We start from the raw sequence: 19,182 nt of genomic DNA on the forward strand, positions 1-19,182 counted from the left end.
TTCTCTCTTGCACGCTGCTGGTTTGTAGCTGGAGAGGATTTAAGTTTTACTTTCCGGAACGTAAACAGTAAGGAATAAAATGCACGACCAACTACACTTGACCACTACCTGGGTAGGAATACTCTCTCTTATTATATTTATTGTAGGATATTACTTTATTGCAACAGAAGATAAATACCATATCAATAAAGCAAAACCGGCACTGATAACAGGTACCGGTATATTTATGCTTATAGGGCTCTATTTTTCTCTTAACGGAATGGACGGACATCATCTTGAAAAAGAGGTTGAGCATCTTATTGTAGAGATCGCGGGTATCTTCTTCTTTCTCTATGTTGCTATGACCTACATTGAAGCGATGATCGATCGGGGGGTCTTTTCCGCACTTCGGTACAATCTCGTTTCAAAAGGCTACAGTTATAAAAAACTTTTTTGGATCACAGGTCTTTTGGCTTTCTTCATCTCTCCGGTAGCCGATAACCTGACGACGGCGCTGATCCTTTCTACGGTTCTGATAACGATCGATAAAGAGAACAAGGAGTTCCTTGTACCTGGAGCCATCAATATTGTTGTAGCAGCAAATGCAGGTGGTGCATGGAGTCCATTTGGGGATATTACGACACTTATGGTGTGGGTAGCAGGTAAAGGAGAGTTTGTTGACTTCCTCTATCTGTTTCCGGCATCTATTCTTGGATGGTATGTGACAGCATTTTTACTTTCCCGTTTTATTCCGGATGGTGAACCACCGTTTAATGCGGAAGAGAAAAGAGCAGAGATTCTTCCTGGCGGTAAACAGATCATGGGACTTTTTGCATTGACCATCAGTATGGCGGTCATTTCCCACCAGGTATTGCACCTGCCTGCAATGTGGGGAATGATGTTCGGTCTGGCAATCCTGAAACTTTATACCTATTATCTTAATACAAAACTGAGTGTGGAAGTTGATACGGACGGTTTGGTTTGTCAGAAGCTGAACCCTTTTTCCTGGATTGCAAAGATCGAGAATGACACACTGCTTTTCTTCTTTGGTATTCTGGCAGCCGTAGGCGGGCTTCACTTTCTTGGATTCTTGGAGTATTTTACAGCATTGTATACCCAGTTCGGTGCAACAACGGTGAATATCGGTGTAGGGTTTCTTTCCGCGATCGTAGATAATGTTCCGGTCATGTCTGCAGTACTTAAATCAAATCCTGATATGGGAGTAAGTACACATGCACAGTGGATGCTGGTCACGCTTACCGCCGGAGTAGGGGGAAGCCTTATATCCTTTGGTTCGGCTGCAGGTGTAGGGGTAATGGGTAAACTTCACGGTATCTATACCTTTGCTTCGCACATGAAGTATGCATGGACAGTTTTAGTCGGGTATCTTTTATCGGTAAGCATTTGGTATGTTCAGTTTATTATACTTGGTATCGGAGCTTAGCCAGGCTGTTTCGGCAGCCCTTTGATCACTCCTGCGTGTACGCAGAAATGAGTGTAGGAAAATTTGTATCAATCAGTTTTTTTCGTAAGATTGATTTATACAAATAGAAGGAATATATTGATGAAAAACGTACCTATTGTAGTCTTGGACTTCGGATCTCAGTATACGCAGCTTATTGCCAGAAAACTCAGAGAGTCCGGTGTCTACACAGAAGTCGTACCCTATCGTGAAAGTATTGAAGATATCAAAGCGAAGAAACCGCAGGGAATTATTCTCTCAGGAGGTCCGGCATCAGTTTATGCAGAGGATGCGTATAAACCGGATGATGCAATCTGGGATCTTGGGCTGCCGATACTAGGCATCTGTTACGGTATGCAGCTGATAACGCAGCATTTCGGTGGAGAAGTTATTCCTGCAGATCACCATGAGTACGGAAAGGCAAAGCTTCATATCGAAAATGAAAACTCTTTGATCTTCAAAGATGTGGAGCAGGATTCAATCGTTTGGATGAGTCACGGGGACAGGGCAGAGAGACTTCCTGAAGGCTTTGAAGTGATCGGAACGAGTGAAAACTCTCCATATGCAGCTATTGCCAATGAGACGGCACATATCTATGCTTTTCAGTTTCATCCGGAGGTTCATCACTCTGTGGAAGGAACCAGAATGCTCAAGAATTTCGCCAAGCATATCTGTGGATGTGAAAGTACATGGAACATGGGAAGCTTTGCAAAAGAGAAGATAGCACAGATCCGTAAGCAGGTAGGGGATAAAAAAGTACTGTGTGGCGTAAGTGGCGGCGTAGACTCTTCAGTGGTTGCTGCTATGCTGAATGAAGCATTGCCCAAAGAACAGCTTATCTGTGTTTTTGTCGATCAGGGTTTGTTGCGTAAAGATGAAGCAGAACAGGTACAGGACATGTTTAAACTGCTTGACATTCCTCTTATTACCATTGATGCAAAAAAAGAGTTTATGGAAGTTCTTGCCGGAGTAACTGATCCTGAGCAGAAACGTAAGGCGATCGGTGAGAAGTTCATAGAAGTGTTTGATAAAGAGGCGAGTAGACATACAGATGTCTCATTCCTGGCACAGGGAACACTCTATACTGACGTTATTGAGTCAGTTTCAGTCAAAGGGCCTTCCAAAACAATCAAATCACACCACAATGTCGGAGGACTTCCGGACTGGATGACCTTTGAATTGGTTGAACCTCTACGTGAAATTTTTAAAGATGAGGTACGCAAACTCGGACTTGAACTGGGATTGCCAAAACATATGATCGGTCGTCATCCTTTCCCTGGACCGGGACTGGCTATTCGTGTGATGGGTGAGGTAAACGAAGAGGCACTCAGACTGCTTCGCGAATCTGATGCTATCATGCAAGAAGAGCTTAGAGCAACAGGATATTACGATAAAGTATGGCAGGCATTTACAGTACTTCTCAATGTACAGTCAGTAGGTGTAATGGGTGACAATAGAACTTATGATAATACTGTCTGTGTACGTATGGTAGAATCAGTCGACGGTATGACGGCAACTTTTGCACATATTCCGCATGATGTTCTTGAAGGGATCAGCAGACGTATCATTAACGAGATCGACGGGATCAACCGTGTGGTTTATGATATATCATCAAAACCGCCGGCAACTATCGAATGGGAGTAGAAGTGCTGCTTTAACTGTATCTTTGACTGAAGTTGCCTTTATGGTTACAGTCTATTCCGATCATTTGGTTTGGAAATACTTCATGCGTTTTGCGCATGATGTTGTGTAACACTTCTAAGTTCAGTTAAAGTTTGAAGTGGCATCGTTCTTAACTCTTAACTCTTAACTCTTAACTCTTAACTCTTAACTCTTAACTCTTCTTCTGCTATAATCTTTCATGTCTGAATTTAAAAAAGGATGGAAGCAATGAAGAAAATGATGATCATGGCAACAGTTGGAGTAGCGGGTATGTTTACATTGTCAGGCTGTGGACAATCAGTACCGGAACGTTTTTTGGCAACGGAGGATGAGTGTACAACATTGGAAAAAAAACTGATACAGACCAATCAGTTTATTGAGAAAGTATCATCGATGAATCCTGCGCATGTCGATGAAATGATGTTAGCTGTACCTAAAACAGAGATCACAACAGCTACCAGCAAGTCAAAGATTCTGAAAGATGCATACAAAAGAAAAGCAAGACTTGAAACAGATATACAAAGCGCAGGTTGTGCCAAAGCAGAATAAAATACTGAAGGCTGGGTTGCTGCCCGGCAACATCTGTTAAAGAACAACCGGAAACAATTTTCCAAATATTTGCAATTGTCAGATCTGTCAAATACTTTACAGTAGTGAGCTTCTGAAACCCTTATCACTTTGCTGCGCTTTTGTTTTAATATTCATATCGGTTCTACCAGTACCAGGTTATGTTCTGTATGATAAAAGAAACCAACCTGATTTTTATAAGTTTAGTCAATGAGACTAAATATTCTTTCTAAAAAACTTGAAATATTTTTAAAAATATACTATAATCTCCAAAAATTCACTGACAGAGGAGAAACAGTATGGGAAAACATCAGTTTCAAACAGAAATAGGACAGCTCTTAAAGCTTATGACACACTCTTTGTATTCGAATAAAGAGATCTTTTTAAGAGAGTTGGTCTCAAATGCAAGTGATGCAATCGACAAGTTCAACTACCTAAGATTGACAGAGGAGCAGTTTAAAGAAGAAGAGTGGTCAGGAAAAATTTTTATCAAGCTTGATAAAGAGGATAATTCGTTGACTATCGGTGACAACGGTATTGGGATGAATGAAGAGGATCTGATGGAGAACCTTGGAACAATTGCCAAGTCCGGTACCAAAGCTTTCATGGAAAATCTTACAGGAGATGCGAAAAAAGATTCAAATCTGATCGGCCAGTTCGGGGTAGGATTTTACTCTGTCTTCATGGTAGCGGAGCATGTGGATGTTATCTCCAAAAAAGCTGGGGAGGAACAGGCTTATAAATTCAGTACTGATGGTACCGGTGAGTATGAAGTAACACCAGTAACCAAAGAGTCCCATGGTACGGTTATTTACATGAAGCTCAAAGATGATGAAAAAGAGTTTCTTGATAAATGGCGTGTCGAAGAGGTTGTCAAAAAATATTCCAACCATATTGCCTATCCGATTGTTCTCAACTACTCTGATGTGGAGTATGAGGGTGAAGGAGATGAGAGAAAAGAGAAGAGAGTACAGAAATCCGAACAGATCAACGAAGCGACAGCACTTTGGACTCTGCCGAAATCAGAGTTGAAAAAAGAGGATTATGTAGAGTTTTACAAAACGATCTCCCATGACAGTGAAGAACCACTGTTGTATCTACATAATAAAGTAGAGGGTGCCAATGAGTTCACGACACTCTTCTACATTCCGAGAACGGCGCCTATGGATATGTACAGGGCGGACTACCAGCCGGGTGTCAAACTGTATGTAAAGCGTGTATTTATTACCGATGATGAAAAAGAGCTGTTACCGCCGTATTTGAGATTTGTCCGCGGTATTATCGATTCGGAGGATCTGCCGCTGAATGTCAGCCGTGAGATCTTGCAGGAAAACAGAATTTTGGCGAACATTAAACAGACTTCAGTCAAGAGAATCCTGAATGCGGTCAAAAAGCTTGAGGGAGAGGACTTTGACCGTTTTGTTTCTCAGTACAACAGAGTGATCAAAGAGGGGATCTATACGGATTATACGAATAAAGAGACACTGCTTGAGATTGTACGCTACAAGAGTTCAAGCCAGGAGGGACTGGTATCGTTTGAAGACTATATATCCCGCGGAGACAGTGAGAAGAAAGAGATCTATTATATCATCGGTGAGGATGAAAAAGTGTTGAGAAACTCTCCGCTGCTTGAAGCATATAAAAAAGCCAATATTGAAGTGCTCATTATGGATGATCAGGAGGTGGACAGTATTGTTACACCAATGATCGGTACCTACAAAGAGTGGACACTGAAAGATATTACGACAATAGAGGCGCCTGACTCCAAGACCGAAGAGGAAAAAAAGGAGATAGAAGAGGAGTTCAAGCCGCTTGTAGAGAAGATTAAAAAGACTCTGGGTGATGAGATCAAAGAGGTAAAGATCTCTACCCGTTTGACAGAAAGCCCATCCTGTGTACTCAAAGACGCTTCCGATCCTATGGCGGGTATGGCTGCCATGTTCGCACAGATGGGACAGGAGATGCCAGAGATACCGCTTATCCTTGAGATCAATCCTGACCATGAAATGATCAAAAAACTTGAAAAAGTGGAAGATAATACACTCTTTGACGATATGGCATGGCTGTTGCTTGATACAGCAAAACTCTCAGAAGGTATCGAACCTAAAGATAAAACAGCTTTTGCACACCGTATTGCAAAGCTGGCTACCAAAGCGATCTGATACTGTCTCGGGGAATGATCTTCCTCCTCCCCGGGCATTTTAGGGGGTACCCTTTAATTTTCCCGTGTTATAATCACTTTTATTTAAGAGGATTTATCTTTGAACACAACACCTATGTCTTCACAAAAAAAAGCTACTGTTATTTCTACTTCGGTAGCGACTCTGCTCGTTTTTATTAAATTGGCTATTGGGATTGCCAGCGGTTCAGTAGCAGTGCTGGCTTCTGCTATTGATTCACTGCTTGATATGGCAGTCTCTATTTTCAACTTCTTTGCAATCAAAAAATCTGAAGAAGAGCCAAATGAATTCTATCATTACGGTAAAGGAAAGATCCAGGCGATTGCCGGAGTGATCGAAGGAACGATTATTACGATGTCGGGAATCTACATTATTTATGTAGCCATCGAGAAATTGCGTAAGGGTACTGAGACAACATTGCTGACGCCTTCTATTATTGCTATGGCAATATCGATTACCGTGACGTATATTCTGGTGAACTATCTACTGAAAGTTGCCAAAGAGACTGACAGTATCGTGATCAAAGCAGATGCTTTGCACTATAAGACAGACCTTTGGAGCAATGCGGCGGTACTGGCAGCTCTTGGACTGGTCTATATAACAGGATATGACAGTATTGATGCAGTTTTCGGTCTTGGAATCGGTCTCTATATTATCTATTCTGCCTATGGGATCATTGTAGAGGGGGTGGAGATACTGCTTGATAAAGCGTTGGACGGAAAGATGGTGGCAAAGATCGGAGAGATTATCTCCCGGCATCCTGAAGTGACTAGTTACCACTGGTTGAAAACACGTACGGACGGAAGTACGAATTTTGTGGAGTTTCATATGGTGCTCCGTCCCAACATGTTGCTCCTGGAAGCCCATCGTATCGCTGATGAGGTGGAAGACAAGATCATGGCGTTAGACAGGAACAAAAAATGGGTGATCACTCCGCATTTTGACCCCTATGATGATGAAGAGGTCAATATCGCAATGTTGCACGGCAAACCATTGGTTGATCTGAAACAAAGCATAGATTGATGCCCAAAAGAATGATCTACCTGTTATCACCGGTACAAAGGGAGGGTACTGTTTTTCTACCGATGATCGGGTTCACTACTGTGGCAGAAACAATTGATTTTTCCGGTATTGACACCCTGATGTTTACTTCAAAACAGGCAGTAAAAGTAGCAGATCAGATTGATCAAAAATGGAAAGAATACCCCTCTATTGCCATTGGCAATGCAACCAAAAAACAGATCGAGGATCTTGGCGGCGAAGTGATCTATCAGCCTCAGCATTTTTATGGTGAGGTGTTGAGTCAGGATATCGCTATGTTTTTCAGGGAGCGGAAAATACTCTATCTCCGCCCCAATGAGGTCTCTTTTGATGCTAAAACATTTTTGGCAAAGCAGGGGATTAGACTATTTGAACAGATTATTTATGAGACGACATGTGTCAAGTATGATAAAGAAGATATGCCGCAAAAAGATGCAGTCATTATCTTTACTTCACCTTCGACGATCCATTGTTTTTTCAGGAATTTTTCCTGGGACCCAAGTTATACGGCTGTGGTAATAGGAGAGGCGACAAAAGTTCATTTACCCAAAGGTGCACGTTATGCAGTGGCCAAGGAGCCGCTTATTGCCTCCTGTATTGAAAAAGCAGAGGAGATTTTACTCTCTTCTAACTCCAAATAGGCTATAATTAACGTACCTGGATGGTTCGACCAACTGTAATATGGGGTCCAACATTTAGTATTTGCGGGACATGTAGCAAGTATGGTGTGCGGATATTTCCGTTTGAGCCTTGTTCAAGGCGAGGATCTGTCCCCTAAAGTGCTTCTCTCTCCTGCACCGTTGGCTTTTTAGGGCCGACTTTGTACAGAACGGCCATCTGGGGTTCATTGGTCATTGTCATTGCACGCAAGAGCTTCCGAAAAAATTACGGCTACTTCTGTGTAGGATTTTAATTTTTTCGAAACCTCTTACGCACAAGCACAACGACTACTGAAACATTCATATACTACAAAAAAATTGATTTCCGGAGAAAAACATGGATATATTGATCATAGGCAGCGGGGGACGTGAGTATTCTATCGGTTTGGCATTGAAAAAAGATGAGAATGTAGAGAAGATATACTTCGCACCGGGCAACGGTGCGACAGATGAGTTGGGAGAGAACCTTTCGATTACTGATTTTAATGCTTTGGCGGATTTTGTTGAAGAAAATGATATTGATCTGACCATTGTTGGACCGGAAGCACCTTTGGTCGAAGGGATCGTCGATGTCTTTAAATCCAGAGGATTGACTATTTTCGGACCTACAGCCAAAGCAGCACAGCTTGAGGGTTCAAAAATATTTATGAAGAATTTTCTGGCACGTCACAATGTACCTACTGCACGTTATATTGAAACCTCGTCTTTGGAAGAGGCATACAGGTTCATCAATACGCTTGAAGCTCCAATCGTTGTCAAAGCTGACGGACTGTGTGGCGGTAAAGGGGTTATTATTGCCAAAAGTCATGATGAAGCAAAAAAAGCAGCCGGTGAGATGCTTTCTGGAAATTCATTTGGTGAGGCAGGAACGTCGATCGTTGTAGAAGAGTTTCTGGACGGATATGAACTCTCTGTTTTTGCTATTTGTGATGGGAAGGATTATGTGGTCCTTCCTGCGGCACAGGACCATAAAAGACTGTTGGATAATGATGAAGGACCAAATACCGGCGGAATGGGTGCTTATGCACCGACACCGTTAGTAAATGAAGAACTGTACCGTAAACTTGATGAACGTGTTATCAAGCCGACTCTGAAAGGGATGGAAGAGGAAGGTATGCCTTTTACCGGTGTACTTTTTATCGGAGTGATGGTGGTTAATGGAGACCCTGTTATTCTTGAATACAATGTACGTTTTGGTGACCCTGAATGTGAAGAGTTGATGCCTTTGCTCAAGTCTCCTGCTTCAGAGCTTTTCTATAAGGCAGCAACAGGTGATCTAAAAAATATCAAGATCGAATTTCTTGACAAGTATGCTGTTGGTGTGGTAATGGCGAGCAAAGATTACCCATATAAAAGTTCTCCTGCAGCTGAGATCATCATCGATGATATTCACCATGAGGAAGTTCAGGAGAATACCCATATCTCATATGCCGGAGTAAGCCGTGGAGAAGATGGAAAACTCTATGCGACCGGTGGCCGTGTGTTGGTATGTGTAGGGCTTGGCGACAGTATAAAAGAGGCAAGAGACCGCGCCTATATGCTGGTGGGTCAGGTACATTTTGCCGGTAAGCAGTGTCGTACAGATATTGCCTATCAGGCACTGTAAGGGACAGTATGAACGAGACTTCATTGCAGGTAGCTTCAAACGTAAAACGGATCTGGTCATTCATGATCGATGATATGGTGATCAATCTTCTTTTAATGATCATTTTCTCTTCCCAGTTGTCGGCGTTGATGTCCGGAATCACCGAAGTGAATGAAGCTTCCGTCATGATGATCAATCAGTTCATTATGGATAACATTGTTATTGTTCTTGCGATCAAAGTGCTGTATCATACGATATTGGTCTGGCAAAGCGGCATGACGGTCGGAAAGTATCTGCTTAAGATCAGAGTAGTTGAAATGAATAGTGGAATGAGACCGAGTTTTACGCAGGCTTTTTGGCGTGCATCGGTACGTTTGATCAGTGAAATGTTTTTTTATATCGGGTTTGTGTTCGCATTCTTCTCTCCGCTCCATCAGACACTGCATGACAAACTCTCCAACTGTGTAGTGACAAATGCTTAGATTTCTCTTTTCTGCTTTTTTTGTACTGATCCCTATAGAGACCCTTTATGGTGCAGAAGAGAGAATGAATATAGAGGTTACAGCAAAACATGTAGAGGGGACGAAAACAACCTTGCATGCTCAAGATGGTGTGGTCATCTACTATCAGGACTCGGTGATCCGTGCAGATGAAGCCCATTATAATAAAGTAACACATCGTTTGGTTGTTGACGGTAATGTGGAGATGATCGGTTATCAGGGTACAAAAGAACACACTTCGCACCTGGAGATCGATACCGAGACGAATCATGTTCTATTCAAAGAACTCTTTTTTACCAATGAAAATGATATCTGGTTGTTGACCAGTGAGGCGAACCGTACGGATGGAAACTATACTTTTGGTACCAGCATGCTTTCCAGCTGTGAGGTCGAGGATCCATTATGGAAAATGTTTTTTTCCCGTTCCAGTTATGACAGTGATGCCAAATATATGAAGATTTATGATGCCAGAGTCTATTTTGGAGAGGTACCGGTTTTTTATACGCCGTATCTGGCATTCTCTACAGATAATCGGCGTTCATCCGGACTGCTTTTCCCACTGCTGGGATATACAGAAAATGAGGGATTGATTTATGAGCAGCCTCTCTTTTGGGCGATAAGTGACAGCATGGATCTGGAGTTTAACCCTCAGATACGGACAAAGCGTAGTTTCGGGATGTATGCAACTTACCGTTTTGTTGACTCTCCCTACTCATCAGGAATACTGCGTATGGGATATTTCAAAGATAAATCCTCTTATGTAGAGGAAAACAACCTGCCTGAAGACAAACACTATGGTTTGGAGTTTCTTTACGACTCCTCCAGAGTATTCACTCCGTATCTTTCAAATGACTATACTGACGGTCTTTATGCCAATATCACTTTATTGAATGATATTGATTATCTCAACCTTCAAAAAACAAGCATAGAACATTTTGGCCAGCTTCCTTTACAGGAATCGAGAGTAAACTATTTCCTTTATAATGATGACTGGTATGGAGGAGTATATGCAAAATATTTTATCGATACGCGTTTGGAGCATAATGATAAGACACTTCAGACACTGCCGGCATTGCAGTTTCACAAATATCTGAAAAGTCTTTTCTGGGACAACCTGACCTATTCGCTTGATATACAGACCAGGCATCTGGATAGAAGAGACGGTCCTACGCTTAACCAGGCAGAGCTTCATGTTCCTATTGAGTTTACGATGTCATTTTTTGATGATTTTATTTCTCTCTCTTTAGGAGAATCACTCTACTATGGGCGTTTCTTTTTTGGTAATGACAATACATTGGTATATGATTATTTTCAATATAACAGCAATGTGCATACAGTAAAGCTTTTTACTGATCTGGTCAAGCAGTACAATGGGTTCATTCATGTACTTCAGCCGTCATTGGAATATATAAAACCAGGATCAGAGAGTCAAAGGCCTGTAGATTTTGATGAAGTGATCCAAGACTCTTCAGGGCAGATAAATGATGGATTAAGAGATCTTTTTTCTGTCGGATTACCTGAAGAACAGGCAGTTTTTTCACTTAACCAGTATTTTTATGATGAAACTATGAAACTTGTTTTTTTTCAGCGCCTGTCTCAAAGTTACTATACTGATAGAGTGTATGAACTGTCAGAAATCAACAATGAGATGCAGTATAACTGGAAAAACTGGCAGTTTTATAACAATATCTATTATTCATATGAGTTCAACAAGATCAGTGAGTCTTCAACCAGGATCACGCTAAATGAGAGCGGCTATTATGTCAGTGTAGGACATACTTTCAAAAAACAGTTGATCGAACCAGGGCAGCCTGTTACTTCAAATGATATCAATTTCAATTTCCGATATGATTACAATGAACAGGTTACATTCAACGGAGGAGTGACGTATAACCTGGAAGAGGCAAGCAGTAAACTGTGGCGTTTTGGGACAGCCTATAAACAGGACTGCTGGAGTGTTATGGCACAGATACAAGCAGATGTTCTGCCAAGACCTACTATTTCCGATGGGAGTGCCTATACCCAGGAGTACAGTTTTACCTTTCAGCTCAACTTTATTCCATTTGCCAGTATCGGAACAGGAAACAGATAATGAATAACCTTGTTGAGACTATTGAAGAGGCACTGGATATTTTGGAGCTTCCTAAACTTATTACGAAAGAGGATATAAAAAAGCAGTATCGGTTCCTTGCAAAGAAGAATCATCCCGATATCGGAGGAGATGCCCAGAAGATGGAACAACTGAACCGTGCCTATAAACTTTTGATGCAGTATATAGAGGAGTTTCGTTATACTTTTGATGAAGAAGAGATAAACAGACAATTTCCAGGAGTTGAGCATGACCGGCGATTCAGACCATAGTCACTACTTTGAAGATCGTGAAGATGCTGCCAGACAACTGATAGAAACACTGCCGCTTGAATTGTTGCGTGAAAATGAAACTGTTGTAATAGGTGTAAGTGAAGGGGGTGTTTATTTTGCAGACAAGATAGCAAAATCACTGGATGCACAGATGGATATACTACTCACTGAGCCGGTTTTGGCTCCTAATAATCCTGAAGTAGCAATAGCAATGGTTTCTGAGACTGAAGAGGTTGTTCTTCATAAAGTACTGGTAGATGCTTTTGATATCAATGAGGATTTTGTTTACAATGAAGCACAGCGAAAATATGATGAAGAGGTGCTTGGATATGTCTATAAATATCGGAAAGGAAAGGATATTCTCTCTTTGAAAGGAAAGTATGTAATACTTGCCGATGAATGTATAGAGACAGGACTTACGATGATGGTGGCTCTTAAGTCCGTCATCGCCAGAGAGGCAAAGAATATATATATTGCGACCCCGGTTCTGGACAGAGCTGTCTATGAGAACCTTATAGCTGTATGTGACGGTGTTTTCTGCCCTCATAAGATACAAGACTATATTTCGATAGAATACTATTATAAAAATTTCAGACATTTGGATTTTGATGAGATACTGCGGATTGTTGAATCATACGAGAAGTTTAAAAAACAAACAGAATAAAAGGAAACGGATAACCATGAGAGAAGAGATCATAAAGGTCAATGTCAATCATCTTGACGAAATCTATGAGTGTAATAAAGTTGCCAAACAGGCAAGCGGTGCAGTAATGTACCGTCAGGGGAAAGCAGTGTTGATCGCTGCAGTAGCTATTGATGAGAAACCGGTTGAAGAAGATTTCCTCCCTTTAACAGTACAATACATCGAAAAGGCATATGCCGCGGCAAAAATTCCGGGAGGTTTCATTAAGCGTGAAACAAAGCCCGGCGATTTTGAGACATTAACATCACGTATTGTTGACCGCTCCCTGAGACCACTATTTCCTTCAGGCTTTCACTACCCTGTAACGATTTCGGTCATGGTAGTAAGCAGTGACAATGAAGTCGATATGCAGGTCGCTGCACTGCATGCAGCTTCAGCCGCACTTTTTGTGTCTGATATACCGGTTACACAGAGTATTGCAGCAGTACGTATAGGAAAGATAGATGATGCATTGGTTGTGAACCCGACACTTTCCCAGCAGGATGAAAGTGTTCTTGATCTGCTTGTCGTCGGTTCTGGAAAAGATATACTTATGATTGAAATGCGTACGATGGCTTCAGAGGTTATTGATGATATAGAAGTTGATACGATTGATCCGATGATGGGAGCTACACCATTAATAATGGAGCATCAGGAGAGCAATGAGATTGATGAAGATGCTTTGGTTGAAGCGATCGCTTTGGCACAGGATGCAATAGAGAAGGCCAGCGAAGTGTACAGTACAGCATTGGGCCCGATAGTAAGAGAAAGCCTTCAGCTTGAATTGGCAGATGAGAAGATTGATGAGTCACTTTACAGCTTTATAGAGAATAATTATGCTCAGGCGGTGGAAGCAGCCATATCACATATGGCAAAATCTGAACGTTCTACAGAGTTGAAAAAAGTACGTGCCCAGATCATGGAGGCGCTTGACTCAGAAGGTAAAGAGGCTGACAAAGGGCTTGTAACCAAAGTACTTGAGCGCTATAAAAAAACAGTAGTCCGAAGTATGATCCTTGAGAAAGGTGTCCGTGCAGACGGACGTGCACTGGATGAAGTCAGACCGATCAGTATTGAAACGAACATACTCCCTTCTGTGCATGGTTCCTGCCTCTTCACCCGTGGCCAGACACAGGTTTTGGTAACGGCGACATTGGGGGATAAAAAAGATGCACAGATGTTTGAACTTATTACCCATAAAGGCACACAGACAGAAAACTTTATGGTCCATTACAACTTTCCAGGTTACTCTGTAGGTGAAGCCTCTTTTATAGGTGCACCCGGAAGAAGAGAACTGGGGCATGGAAATCTTGCCAAAAGAGCATTGGAACCTGCTATACCATTAAACTATGACGGTACTATCCGTTTGGTTTCTGAAGTGCTGGAGAGTAATGGTTCCTCTTCTATGGCAACGATCTGTGGCGGATCGCTGGCCCTGCGTTCCGCAGATGTTGATATGCTCAATCTTGTTGCAGGTATTGCGATGGGGCTTGTCAGTGATGGTAAACGTCATGCAGTACTTTCGGATATTATGGGACTTGAAGACCATGACGGAGATATGGATTTCAAGATCGCAGGAACTAAAAACGGTATTACAGCACTGCAGATGGATATCAAGCTGGGAGGTATAGATCTTGCAGTACTTAAGGAAGCACTTATCCAGGCAAACAGAGGCAAGAACCATATTCTGGAGATCATGGAAGAGGCTGAAAAGAATATTGTTGAGAGTGAAGCGCTGCCGAGTACGGAACACTTTACGATCAATCCAAGTAAGATTGGTGACATCATAGGGAAAGCAGGAGCAACTATCCGTGATATTATTGAGAAGTTCGAAGTAAGTATTGACCTTGACCGGGATGCAGGAGGGGTGAAAGTCTCCGGGGATGACAAGGAGAAAGTTGCTGCAGCAAAAGAACACATTAAAAAGATCGCAGATGCACCGGTACGCAAACAGATGAGCTATGAAGTAGGCAAAACGTATCGAGGCAAGGTTAAAAAAGTAGTTGACTTTGGTGTTTTTGTTGAGATGCCTGACGGTTTTGATGCATTGCTGCATATTTCAAAAGTTGCCAAAGAGCGTGTAGATAATCTTGATGAACGCTACAGTGAGGGTGACGGGATAGATGTGGTGGTAATGGAGCAGAGAGGCAAAAAGGTCGAGCTTGCCACACCGGAATATTTAGCATAAGTTAAAATATGTTTGGATATAATTCCACCGTTTGTACGAAGTGATAAGTAGGGAAATCTATGCATTTATGTATAGGTTGGCAGTGTTGTCACTGTTTACGCAATCCGAACGGACTTTGAAAAACAGTCGAAGAGACTTAAACTCTACTAAATATAAGGATATAAAATGAAAAAGTTTTTCTTACTTTTCTTGGCACTTGGTGCTGTTGCATTCGCTGGTGAAGGTGAATCTATGATCAAAGCTTACTCAGTAGTTGCTGCAGGTGTTGGTCTTGGTCTTGCTGCACTTGGTGGTGCAATCGGTATGGGACACACTGCTGCTGCTACAATTGCAGGTACAGCTAGAAACCCTGGTCTTGGCGGTAAGCTGATGACTACAATGTTCATTGCTCTTGCGATGATCGAAGCACAGGTTATCTATACATTGGTAATCGCGCTTATTGCTCTTTACGCTAACCCATTCATCGGTTAATATAAAGAGACTTTAAGGTTGTGGCGGTATACTTCCGCTACAACTTTTTGTTAACCCTCATTTTTAAAATGATAGTTTCTAACTATCAGCTTCAAATGCGTCAGTGGTGGAACGGTAGACACGCTACCTTGAGGGGGTAGTGCCCTAGTGGTGTGGAGGTTCAAATCCTCTCTGACGCACCATTCTTATCAAATCTCCTTATTTTTATAAAGCCCAACAAAGAAAGAAATACTTATTTCACAATTTATTTTCTATAAGGCCTTATTGCTTCATTGTTTAAATTGGCAGGTCAGATATTCTTGACGTAATAAAAGAAGCATTTTTTAAATATTTTTTACTAAAACTACCTTAAAGTGCCTTATTTAGGGCCTATTTACTGTTATTTTAGGATTTTTTAAGAACAAAGTGTGCTATAATAGTTGCATCTTAATATTAAAGGAAGAAGAATGACAAAAGCAGAATTTGTTGAGTTAGTGCAAAAGAATGGTGAATTTGAGAGTAAAGCAGCAGCAGAGAGAGCAGTAAAAGCATTCATTGATTCTGTAACTGAAGCATTGACTAAAAAAGAGTCGGTTTCTCTTGTAGGTTTTGGAACTTTCTCAACAGCTGAAGTGGCAGAGAAGAGCGGTACTGTACCTGGTACAGATAAAACGTATACCAAGCCGGCACATACAGCACCAAAGTTCAAGTTTGGTAAAACGCTCAAAGACGCAGTTGCCGGTAACTAGTTCTTTTACAATCAGATTGCTTTTGTGATCTGGTTTACTTCGGTATTATTCTTTAAACAATTATTCTTTGTATTTCAGTTTTTTTCTCTATACTGTAACATACCTTTCTGGCTTTTTTTGCACTTGAACAGTTTGCAACCTGATTGGTAACATAGACTACGGTCCCCAACATAAAAATTAGCATGACACTGATAAACAGTGTCACGAAGATGATATTTTTATTCTCTTTTTTCTTGTCTGCCATTATTATCTCTATTATTTGATTTTTATTTACTATAAAGTAAGAGTGTGTATTTACTGTGTATTTTTTGTTATAATGCCAGAAAAAAGAGTATACATGGACTTGAAAAGTGTCATCGGCTTAGGTGTAGCAGGGAATTTTGCACACCATTTGGAGCAGGCAGGGGAATTGAAAGATTTTGAAAATGTAGTTACGGTTGAACCGGATGCACCAAAGGGTATATTCCCTTTCTATCTTCCCAAAACGGATACATTTTTGGGAGTTTACTCCATAGGAACAGACACACTTACTCTTCCAGCCTATGAAGCAAATGCGCAGGTTGAGCCGGAGATAGCAGTACTTTTTGATATCATTTATGATAAAGATAAAAATGTGATAGACCTGGTCGCACAAAAATTTACTACTTTCAATGATTGTACGATTCGTAAAGAGGGTGCAAAAAAGATCTCAGAGAAAAAGTCTTGGGGGATCAACTCTAAAGGCATAGGTGACAAATGGATAGCTATAGACAAGTTTGAGGAGGGTGGGGTCATGGACAGTTATCATCTCTGCTCGTTTGTCAAGCGTGACGGGCTTATACATCCATACGGAGTAGATGCACCGCTTCTGGGATACAGTTATTTCTATACCAAGCTTAAAACCTGGCTGATAGATAAGATGAATACACAAGAGGATTTTGGACCATTGGAAAATATATCTGAGCATCTCAAAGCATGTAATTATCCTAAACAGGCACTTATCTCCATTGGGGCTACTGCCTATACAGAGTTTGGTGAAAACAATTATTTACAAAGCGGTGATGAAGTTTATGTTGTCGCGTATGATAAAAATGTAGATGACACCAGTTTTGAAACATCTGCGACTAAAATAATACTACATCAAACAGTGTACTCTTAGCCGCGACTTGAGACCGTTCAGACTTTTGTGTCACCCGATAGTTGAGTGAATTATATCACAACTCCAGAGCCTTATCCAATCTTCCCTCAAAGAAGATAGCCAACTGGGAGATGGTGAGGCTCCAATTTCTCATAGGCATCGTCCATTTCTTCTGGGCGTTTTGAATCCCCATATATAACAGTTTCAGCAGTGAGTTTTCATTAGGAAACGCTCCTTTGGTCTTGGTCAGTTTTCTGAACTGTCTATGAACCGATTCGATGATATTGGTCGTATAGATAATACGCCTGATATCTTCCGGATATTTGAAGTAGTAAGAGAGGTTCTCCCACTTGTTCCTCCAAGAATTGATGACAATAGGATACTTGTCTCCCCACTTCTCTTCGAGCCTGTCAAGTTCAAGTTCCGCTGCCTCTTTAGAAATTGCCTGATAGACCCGTTTGAGATCTTTCATGAACTCCTTCTGGTTTTTAGAAGCGACATATTTGAGAGAATTCCGTATCTGATGTACGATGCACAGTTGGACTTCTGTTTGTGGGAAAGTGGTATTAATGGCTTCAGGAAAGCCCTTTAATCCATCTACGGAGGCAATGAGGATATCTTCTATGCCTCTGTTGCTCAAATCGGTTAGAACCTGCAGCCAGAAGTTGGCTCCTTCATTCTCTGACAGATATAAGCCCAGTATCTCTTTTCTGCCTGAGAGATTCACGCCAAGAATTGTATAGATGGCTTTAGAGACATATTTTCCGTTCTCTTTTATTTTGTAGTGTATGGCATCAAGCCATACGAAGGGATAGACCTTCTCCAATGGTCTTTGCTGCCACTCTTTGAGCAAGGGAATCACTTTATCTGTTACGGCACTGATGGTGGCTTTGGAAAAATGTACGCCATAGAAGTCTTCAATATGTTCACTGATCTGTGCATAAGAATTACCAAGAGCATAGAGTGCCAGTATCTTCTGCTCTATCTGATCTGACATATGGGTTTGGTGTTTTTTAACAAATTGGGGCTCGAAAGTTCCGTTACGGTCTCTGGGCACTTCAAGATCGAACTCGCCTACAGAACTTTTCATTGTTTTGGAGGATCTGCCATTCTTACGGTTGCGGATCTCATTACTCAGATGTGTTTCAAGCTCTGCCTCCAGAGCTGCTTCTGTCAACTGTTTGATGAGCGGAGCAAGTACTCCGTCTTTACCGTCTATGGGTGTGCCTGCCTTGATCGCCTCAATGGCTTCATTGATATCGAACTCCTCGTTCATGTGTCCTTCCTTTAGAATATAGTATTCTATCGGATTGACACAAAATTTCTAACAGTCCCCGCGACTTGAGTCTTGGCATTTCTTTTTAAAGTACTCTTTGTCTGCTTTACATAACGGACATTTCTCGGGTGGTTTTTTCCCTCTGTGAACATGCCCGCACACTTCGCAGATCCACTCTTCATTGTTTACGCTTTCAAAGAAACCCTCTGCTTCAAGGATACGTTTCAGTTCTAAATATTCTGCTTCATGTTCCACTTCTACTTTACTGATAGCTCTAAATAGCCTGGCAATCTCATTGAGGCCTTCTTCTTTGGCAATGGCAGCAAAGTTCGGATACATCTCTTCATGCTCGTAGCGCTCACCATCAGCCGCATACATAAGATTTTTTTGTGTAGTATCGAGTTCTATATCTTTTACCAGCTTGTTATAGGCTTTGTATTCTGCCATTGCATGGTATTTTTCATTGTCCGCAGCTTCCTGAAAATGTTTTGCGATACGATGCAGACCTTCTTCATAGGCAACTTTAGCAAAGAATTCATATTTGTTCCTTGCCTGACTTTCACCGGCAAAAGCTTTCATCAGGTTGACAGCTGTAAGGTTGGAGGTAATGCACTCCATCTCTTCACCACAGCAGACAAGAGTGCCGCCTCCGACTTTCTGTACTTCTACTTCGTTACCACACTTATTGCATCTGTATGTTTCGTATTGTCTCATTCTGGTTCCC

Annotated in this window: 18 protein-coding genes and 1 tRNA gene; 16 read left to right on the top strand and 3 right to left on the bottom strand. The window is 41.5% G+C overall.

What is annotated here, in order from left to right; translation table 11 throughout:
- Window positions 1–79 precede the first annotated feature (79 nt).
- The 15 genes from nhaD (at window position 80) to IMZ28_RS02675 (ending at window position 16,065) form a co-directional block, all read left to right on the top strand.
- Window positions 80–1,423, top strand: coding sequence for a sodium:proton antiporter NhaD (gene nhaD / locus IMZ28_RS02605; RefSeq protein ID WP_197549147.1), 1,344 nt, complete (start codon window positions 80–82; stop codon window positions 1,421–1,423).
- A gap of 120 nt (window positions 1,424–1,543) precedes the next feature.
- Window positions 1,544–3,085 (top strand): glutamine-hydrolyzing GMP synthase, encoded by a 1,542-nt coding sequence (guaA, locus tag IMZ28_RS02610; protein WP_197549148.1) that lies wholly within the window; start codon window positions 1,544–1,546, stop codon window positions 3,083–3,085.
- 246 nt (window positions 3,086–3,331) lie between these two features.
- Window positions 3,332–3,652 carry a hypothetical protein gene (locus IMZ28_RS02615; RefSeq protein WP_197549150.1) on the top strand — a complete coding sequence of 107 codons (321 nt, stop codon included), beginning with the start codon at window positions 3,332–3,334 and terminating at the stop codon, window positions 3,650–3,652.
- Window positions 3,653–3,969: 317 nt separating this feature from the next.
- Window positions 3,970–5,832 (top strand): molecular chaperone HtpG, encoded by a 1,863-nt coding sequence (gene htpG / locus IMZ28_RS02620; RefSeq protein WP_197549151.1) that lies wholly within the window; start codon window positions 3,970–3,972, stop codon window positions 5,830–5,832.
- Between the two features lie 114 nt (window positions 5,833–5,946).
- Window positions 5,947–6,873 carry a cation diffusion facilitator family transporter gene (locus IMZ28_RS02625; RefSeq protein WP_197549776.1) on the top strand — a complete coding sequence of 309 codons (927 nt, stop codon included), beginning with the start codon at window positions 5,947–5,949 and terminating at the stop codon, window positions 6,871–6,873.
- 11 nt (window positions 6,874–6,884) lie between these two features.
- Window positions 6,885–7,532, top strand: a complete 648-nt coding sequence (locus IMZ28_RS02630; RefSeq protein WP_232087505.1) for a uroporphyrinogen-III synthase — start codon at window positions 6,885–6,887, stop codon at window positions 7,530–7,532.
- A gap of 355 nt (window positions 7,533–7,887) precedes the next feature.
- Window positions 7,888–9,156, top strand: a complete 1,269-nt coding sequence (gene purD, locus IMZ28_RS02635) for a phosphoribosylamine--glycine ligase (protein ID WP_197549152.1) — start codon at window positions 7,888–7,890, stop codon at window positions 9,154–9,156.
- A gap of 8 nt (window positions 9,157–9,164) precedes the next feature.
- A complete protein-coding gene (locus tag IMZ28_RS02640; RefSeq protein WP_197549153.1) occupies window positions 9,165–9,617 on the top strand; it encodes an RDD family protein in 453 nt (150 codons plus the stop codon).
- Entirely contained in the window at window positions 9,610–11,727 is a 2,118-nt protein-coding gene (locus IMZ28_RS02645) for an LPS-assembly protein LptD (RefSeq protein WP_197549154.1), read from the top strand. Before IMZ28_RS02640 ends, IMZ28_RS02645 begins: the two co-directional genes overlap by 8 nt.
- Window positions 11,727–11,996, top strand: a complete 270-nt coding sequence (locus IMZ28_RS02650; RefSeq protein WP_197549156.1) for a J domain-containing protein — start codon at window positions 11,727–11,729, stop codon at window positions 11,994–11,996. The genes IMZ28_RS02645 and IMZ28_RS02650 overlap by 1 nt, the downstream gene beginning before the upstream one ends.
- Window positions 11,974–12,660, top strand: coding sequence for a phosphoribosyltransferase (locus tag IMZ28_RS02655; protein WP_197549157.1), 687 nt, complete (start codon window positions 11,974–11,976; stop codon window positions 12,658–12,660). Before IMZ28_RS02650 ends, IMZ28_RS02655 begins: the two co-directional genes overlap by 23 nt.
- Window positions 12,661–12,676: 16 nt before the next feature.
- The gene (locus IMZ28_RS02660; protein ID WP_197549158.1) at window positions 12,677–14,866 is read left to right on the top strand and encodes a polyribonucleotide nucleotidyltransferase; all 2,190 of its coding nucleotides are present in this window, start codon (window positions 12,677–12,679) and stop codon (window positions 14,864–14,866) included.
- 165 nt (window positions 14,867–15,031) lie between these two features.
- A complete protein-coding gene (locus tag IMZ28_RS02665; protein WP_197549160.1) occupies window positions 15,032–15,337 on the top strand; it encodes a F0F1 ATP synthase subunit C in 306 nt (101 codons plus the stop codon).
- Between the two features lie 97 nt (window positions 15,338–15,434).
- Window positions 15,435–15,519, top strand: a tRNA-Leu gene (locus IMZ28_RS02670).
- A 264-nt stretch (window positions 15,520–15,783) separates the two neighbouring features.
- Window positions 15,784–16,065, top strand: coding sequence for an HU family DNA-binding protein (locus tag IMZ28_RS02675; RefSeq protein ID WP_197549162.1), 282 nt, complete (start codon window positions 15,784–15,786; stop codon window positions 16,063–16,065).
- 52 nt (window positions 16,066–16,117) lie between these two features.
- On the opposite strand, the gene IMZ28_RS02680 is transcribed toward IMZ28_RS02675, so the two are convergent.
- Window positions 16,118–16,309, bottom strand: a complete 192-nt coding sequence (locus IMZ28_RS02680; RefSeq protein ID WP_197549163.1) for a hypothetical protein — start codon at window positions 16,307–16,309, stop codon at window positions 16,118–16,120.
- Window positions 16,310–16,402: 93 nt separating this feature from the next.
- Here IMZ28_RS02680 and IMZ28_RS02685 point away from each other — a divergent pair, with 93 nt between their 5' ends.
- The gene (locus IMZ28_RS02685) at window positions 16,403–17,203 is read left to right on the top strand and encodes a DUF5718 family protein (RefSeq protein ID WP_197549165.1); all 801 of its coding nucleotides are present in this window, start codon (window positions 16,403–16,405) and stop codon (window positions 17,201–17,203) included.
- Between the two features lie 55 nt (window positions 17,204–17,258).
- On the opposite strand, the gene IMZ28_RS02690 is transcribed toward IMZ28_RS02685, so the two are convergent.
- Together IMZ28_RS02690 and IMZ28_RS02695 are read right to left on the bottom strand one after the other, a co-directional pair.
- Window positions 17,259–18,458: an IS256 family transposase gene (locus IMZ28_RS02690; RefSeq protein WP_197549166.1), complete on the bottom strand. Its 1,200-nt coding sequence runs from the start codon at window positions 18,456–18,458 to the stop codon at window positions 17,259–17,261.
- Window positions 18,459–18,506: 48 nt separating this feature from the next.
- Window positions 18,507–19,172, bottom strand: a complete 666-nt coding sequence (locus IMZ28_RS02695) for a ferritin family protein (protein WP_197549168.1) — start codon at window positions 19,170–19,172, stop codon at window positions 18,507–18,509.
- Between the last annotated feature and the right edge of the window lie 10 nt (window positions 19,173–19,182).

Source organism: Sulfurovum indicum (assembly GCF_014931715.1).
GTDB classification, from domain to species: Bacteria; Campylobacterota; Campylobacteria; order Campylobacterales; family Sulfurovaceae; genus Sulfurovum; species Sulfurovum indicum.

Coding starts and splice junctions, on each gene's coding strand:
- nhaD (WP_197549147.1), top strand. CDS start 80: ATGCACGACCAACTACACTTGACCACTACCTGGGTAGGAATACTCTCT.
- guaA (WP_197549148.1), top strand. CDS start 1,544: ATGAAAAACGTACCTATTGTAGTCTTGGACTTCGGATCTCAGTATACG.
- IMZ28_RS02615 (WP_197549150.1), top strand. CDS start 3,332: ATGAAGAAAATGATGATCATGGCAACAGTTGGAGTAGCGGGTATGTTT.
- htpG (WP_197549151.1), top strand. CDS start 3,970: ATGGGAAAACATCAGTTTCAAACAGAAATAGGACAGCTCTTAAAGCTT.
- IMZ28_RS02625 (WP_197549776.1), top strand. CDS start 5,947: ATGTCTTCACAAAAAAAAGCTACTGTTATTTCTACTTCGGTAGCGACT.
- IMZ28_RS02630 (WP_232087505.1), top strand. CDS start 6,885: ATGATCTACCTGTTATCACCGGTACAAAGGGAGGGTACTGTTTTTCTA.
- purD (WP_197549152.1), top strand. CDS start 7,888: ATGGATATATTGATCATAGGCAGCGGGGGACGTGAGTATTCTATCGGT.
- IMZ28_RS02640 (WP_197549153.1), top strand. CDS start 9,165: ATGAACGAGACTTCATTGCAGGTAGCTTCAAACGTAAAACGGATCTGG.
- IMZ28_RS02645 (WP_197549154.1), top strand. CDS start 9,610: ATGCTTAGATTTCTCTTTTCTGCTTTTTTTGTACTGATCCCTATAGAG.
- IMZ28_RS02650 (WP_197549156.1), top strand. CDS start 11,727: ATGAATAACCTTGTTGAGACTATTGAAGAGGCACTGGATATTTTGGAG.
- IMZ28_RS02655 (WP_197549157.1), top strand. CDS start 11,974: ATGACCGGCGATTCAGACCATAGTCACTACTTTGAAGATCGTGAAGAT.
- IMZ28_RS02660 (WP_197549158.1), top strand. CDS start 12,677: ATGAGAGAAGAGATCATAAAGGTCAATGTCAATCATCTTGACGAAATC.
- IMZ28_RS02665 (WP_197549160.1), top strand. CDS start 15,032: ATGAAAAAGTTTTTCTTACTTTTCTTGGCACTTGGTGCTGTTGCATTC.
- IMZ28_RS02675 (WP_197549162.1), top strand. CDS start 15,784: ATGACAAAAGCAGAATTTGTTGAGTTAGTGCAAAAGAATGGTGAATTT.
- IMZ28_RS02680 (WP_197549163.1), bottom strand. CDS start 16,309: ATGGCAGACAAGAAAAAAGAGAATAAAAATATCATCTTCGTGACACTG.
- IMZ28_RS02685 (WP_197549165.1), top strand. CDS start 16,403: ATGGACTTGAAAAGTGTCATCGGCTTAGGTGTAGCAGGGAATTTTGCA.
- IMZ28_RS02690 (WP_197549166.1), bottom strand. CDS start 18,458: ATGAACGAGGAGTTCGATATCAATGAAGCCATTGAGGCGATCAAGGCA.
- IMZ28_RS02695 (WP_197549168.1), bottom strand. CDS start 19,172: ATGAGACAATACGAAACATACAGATGCAATAAGTGTGGTAACGAAGTA.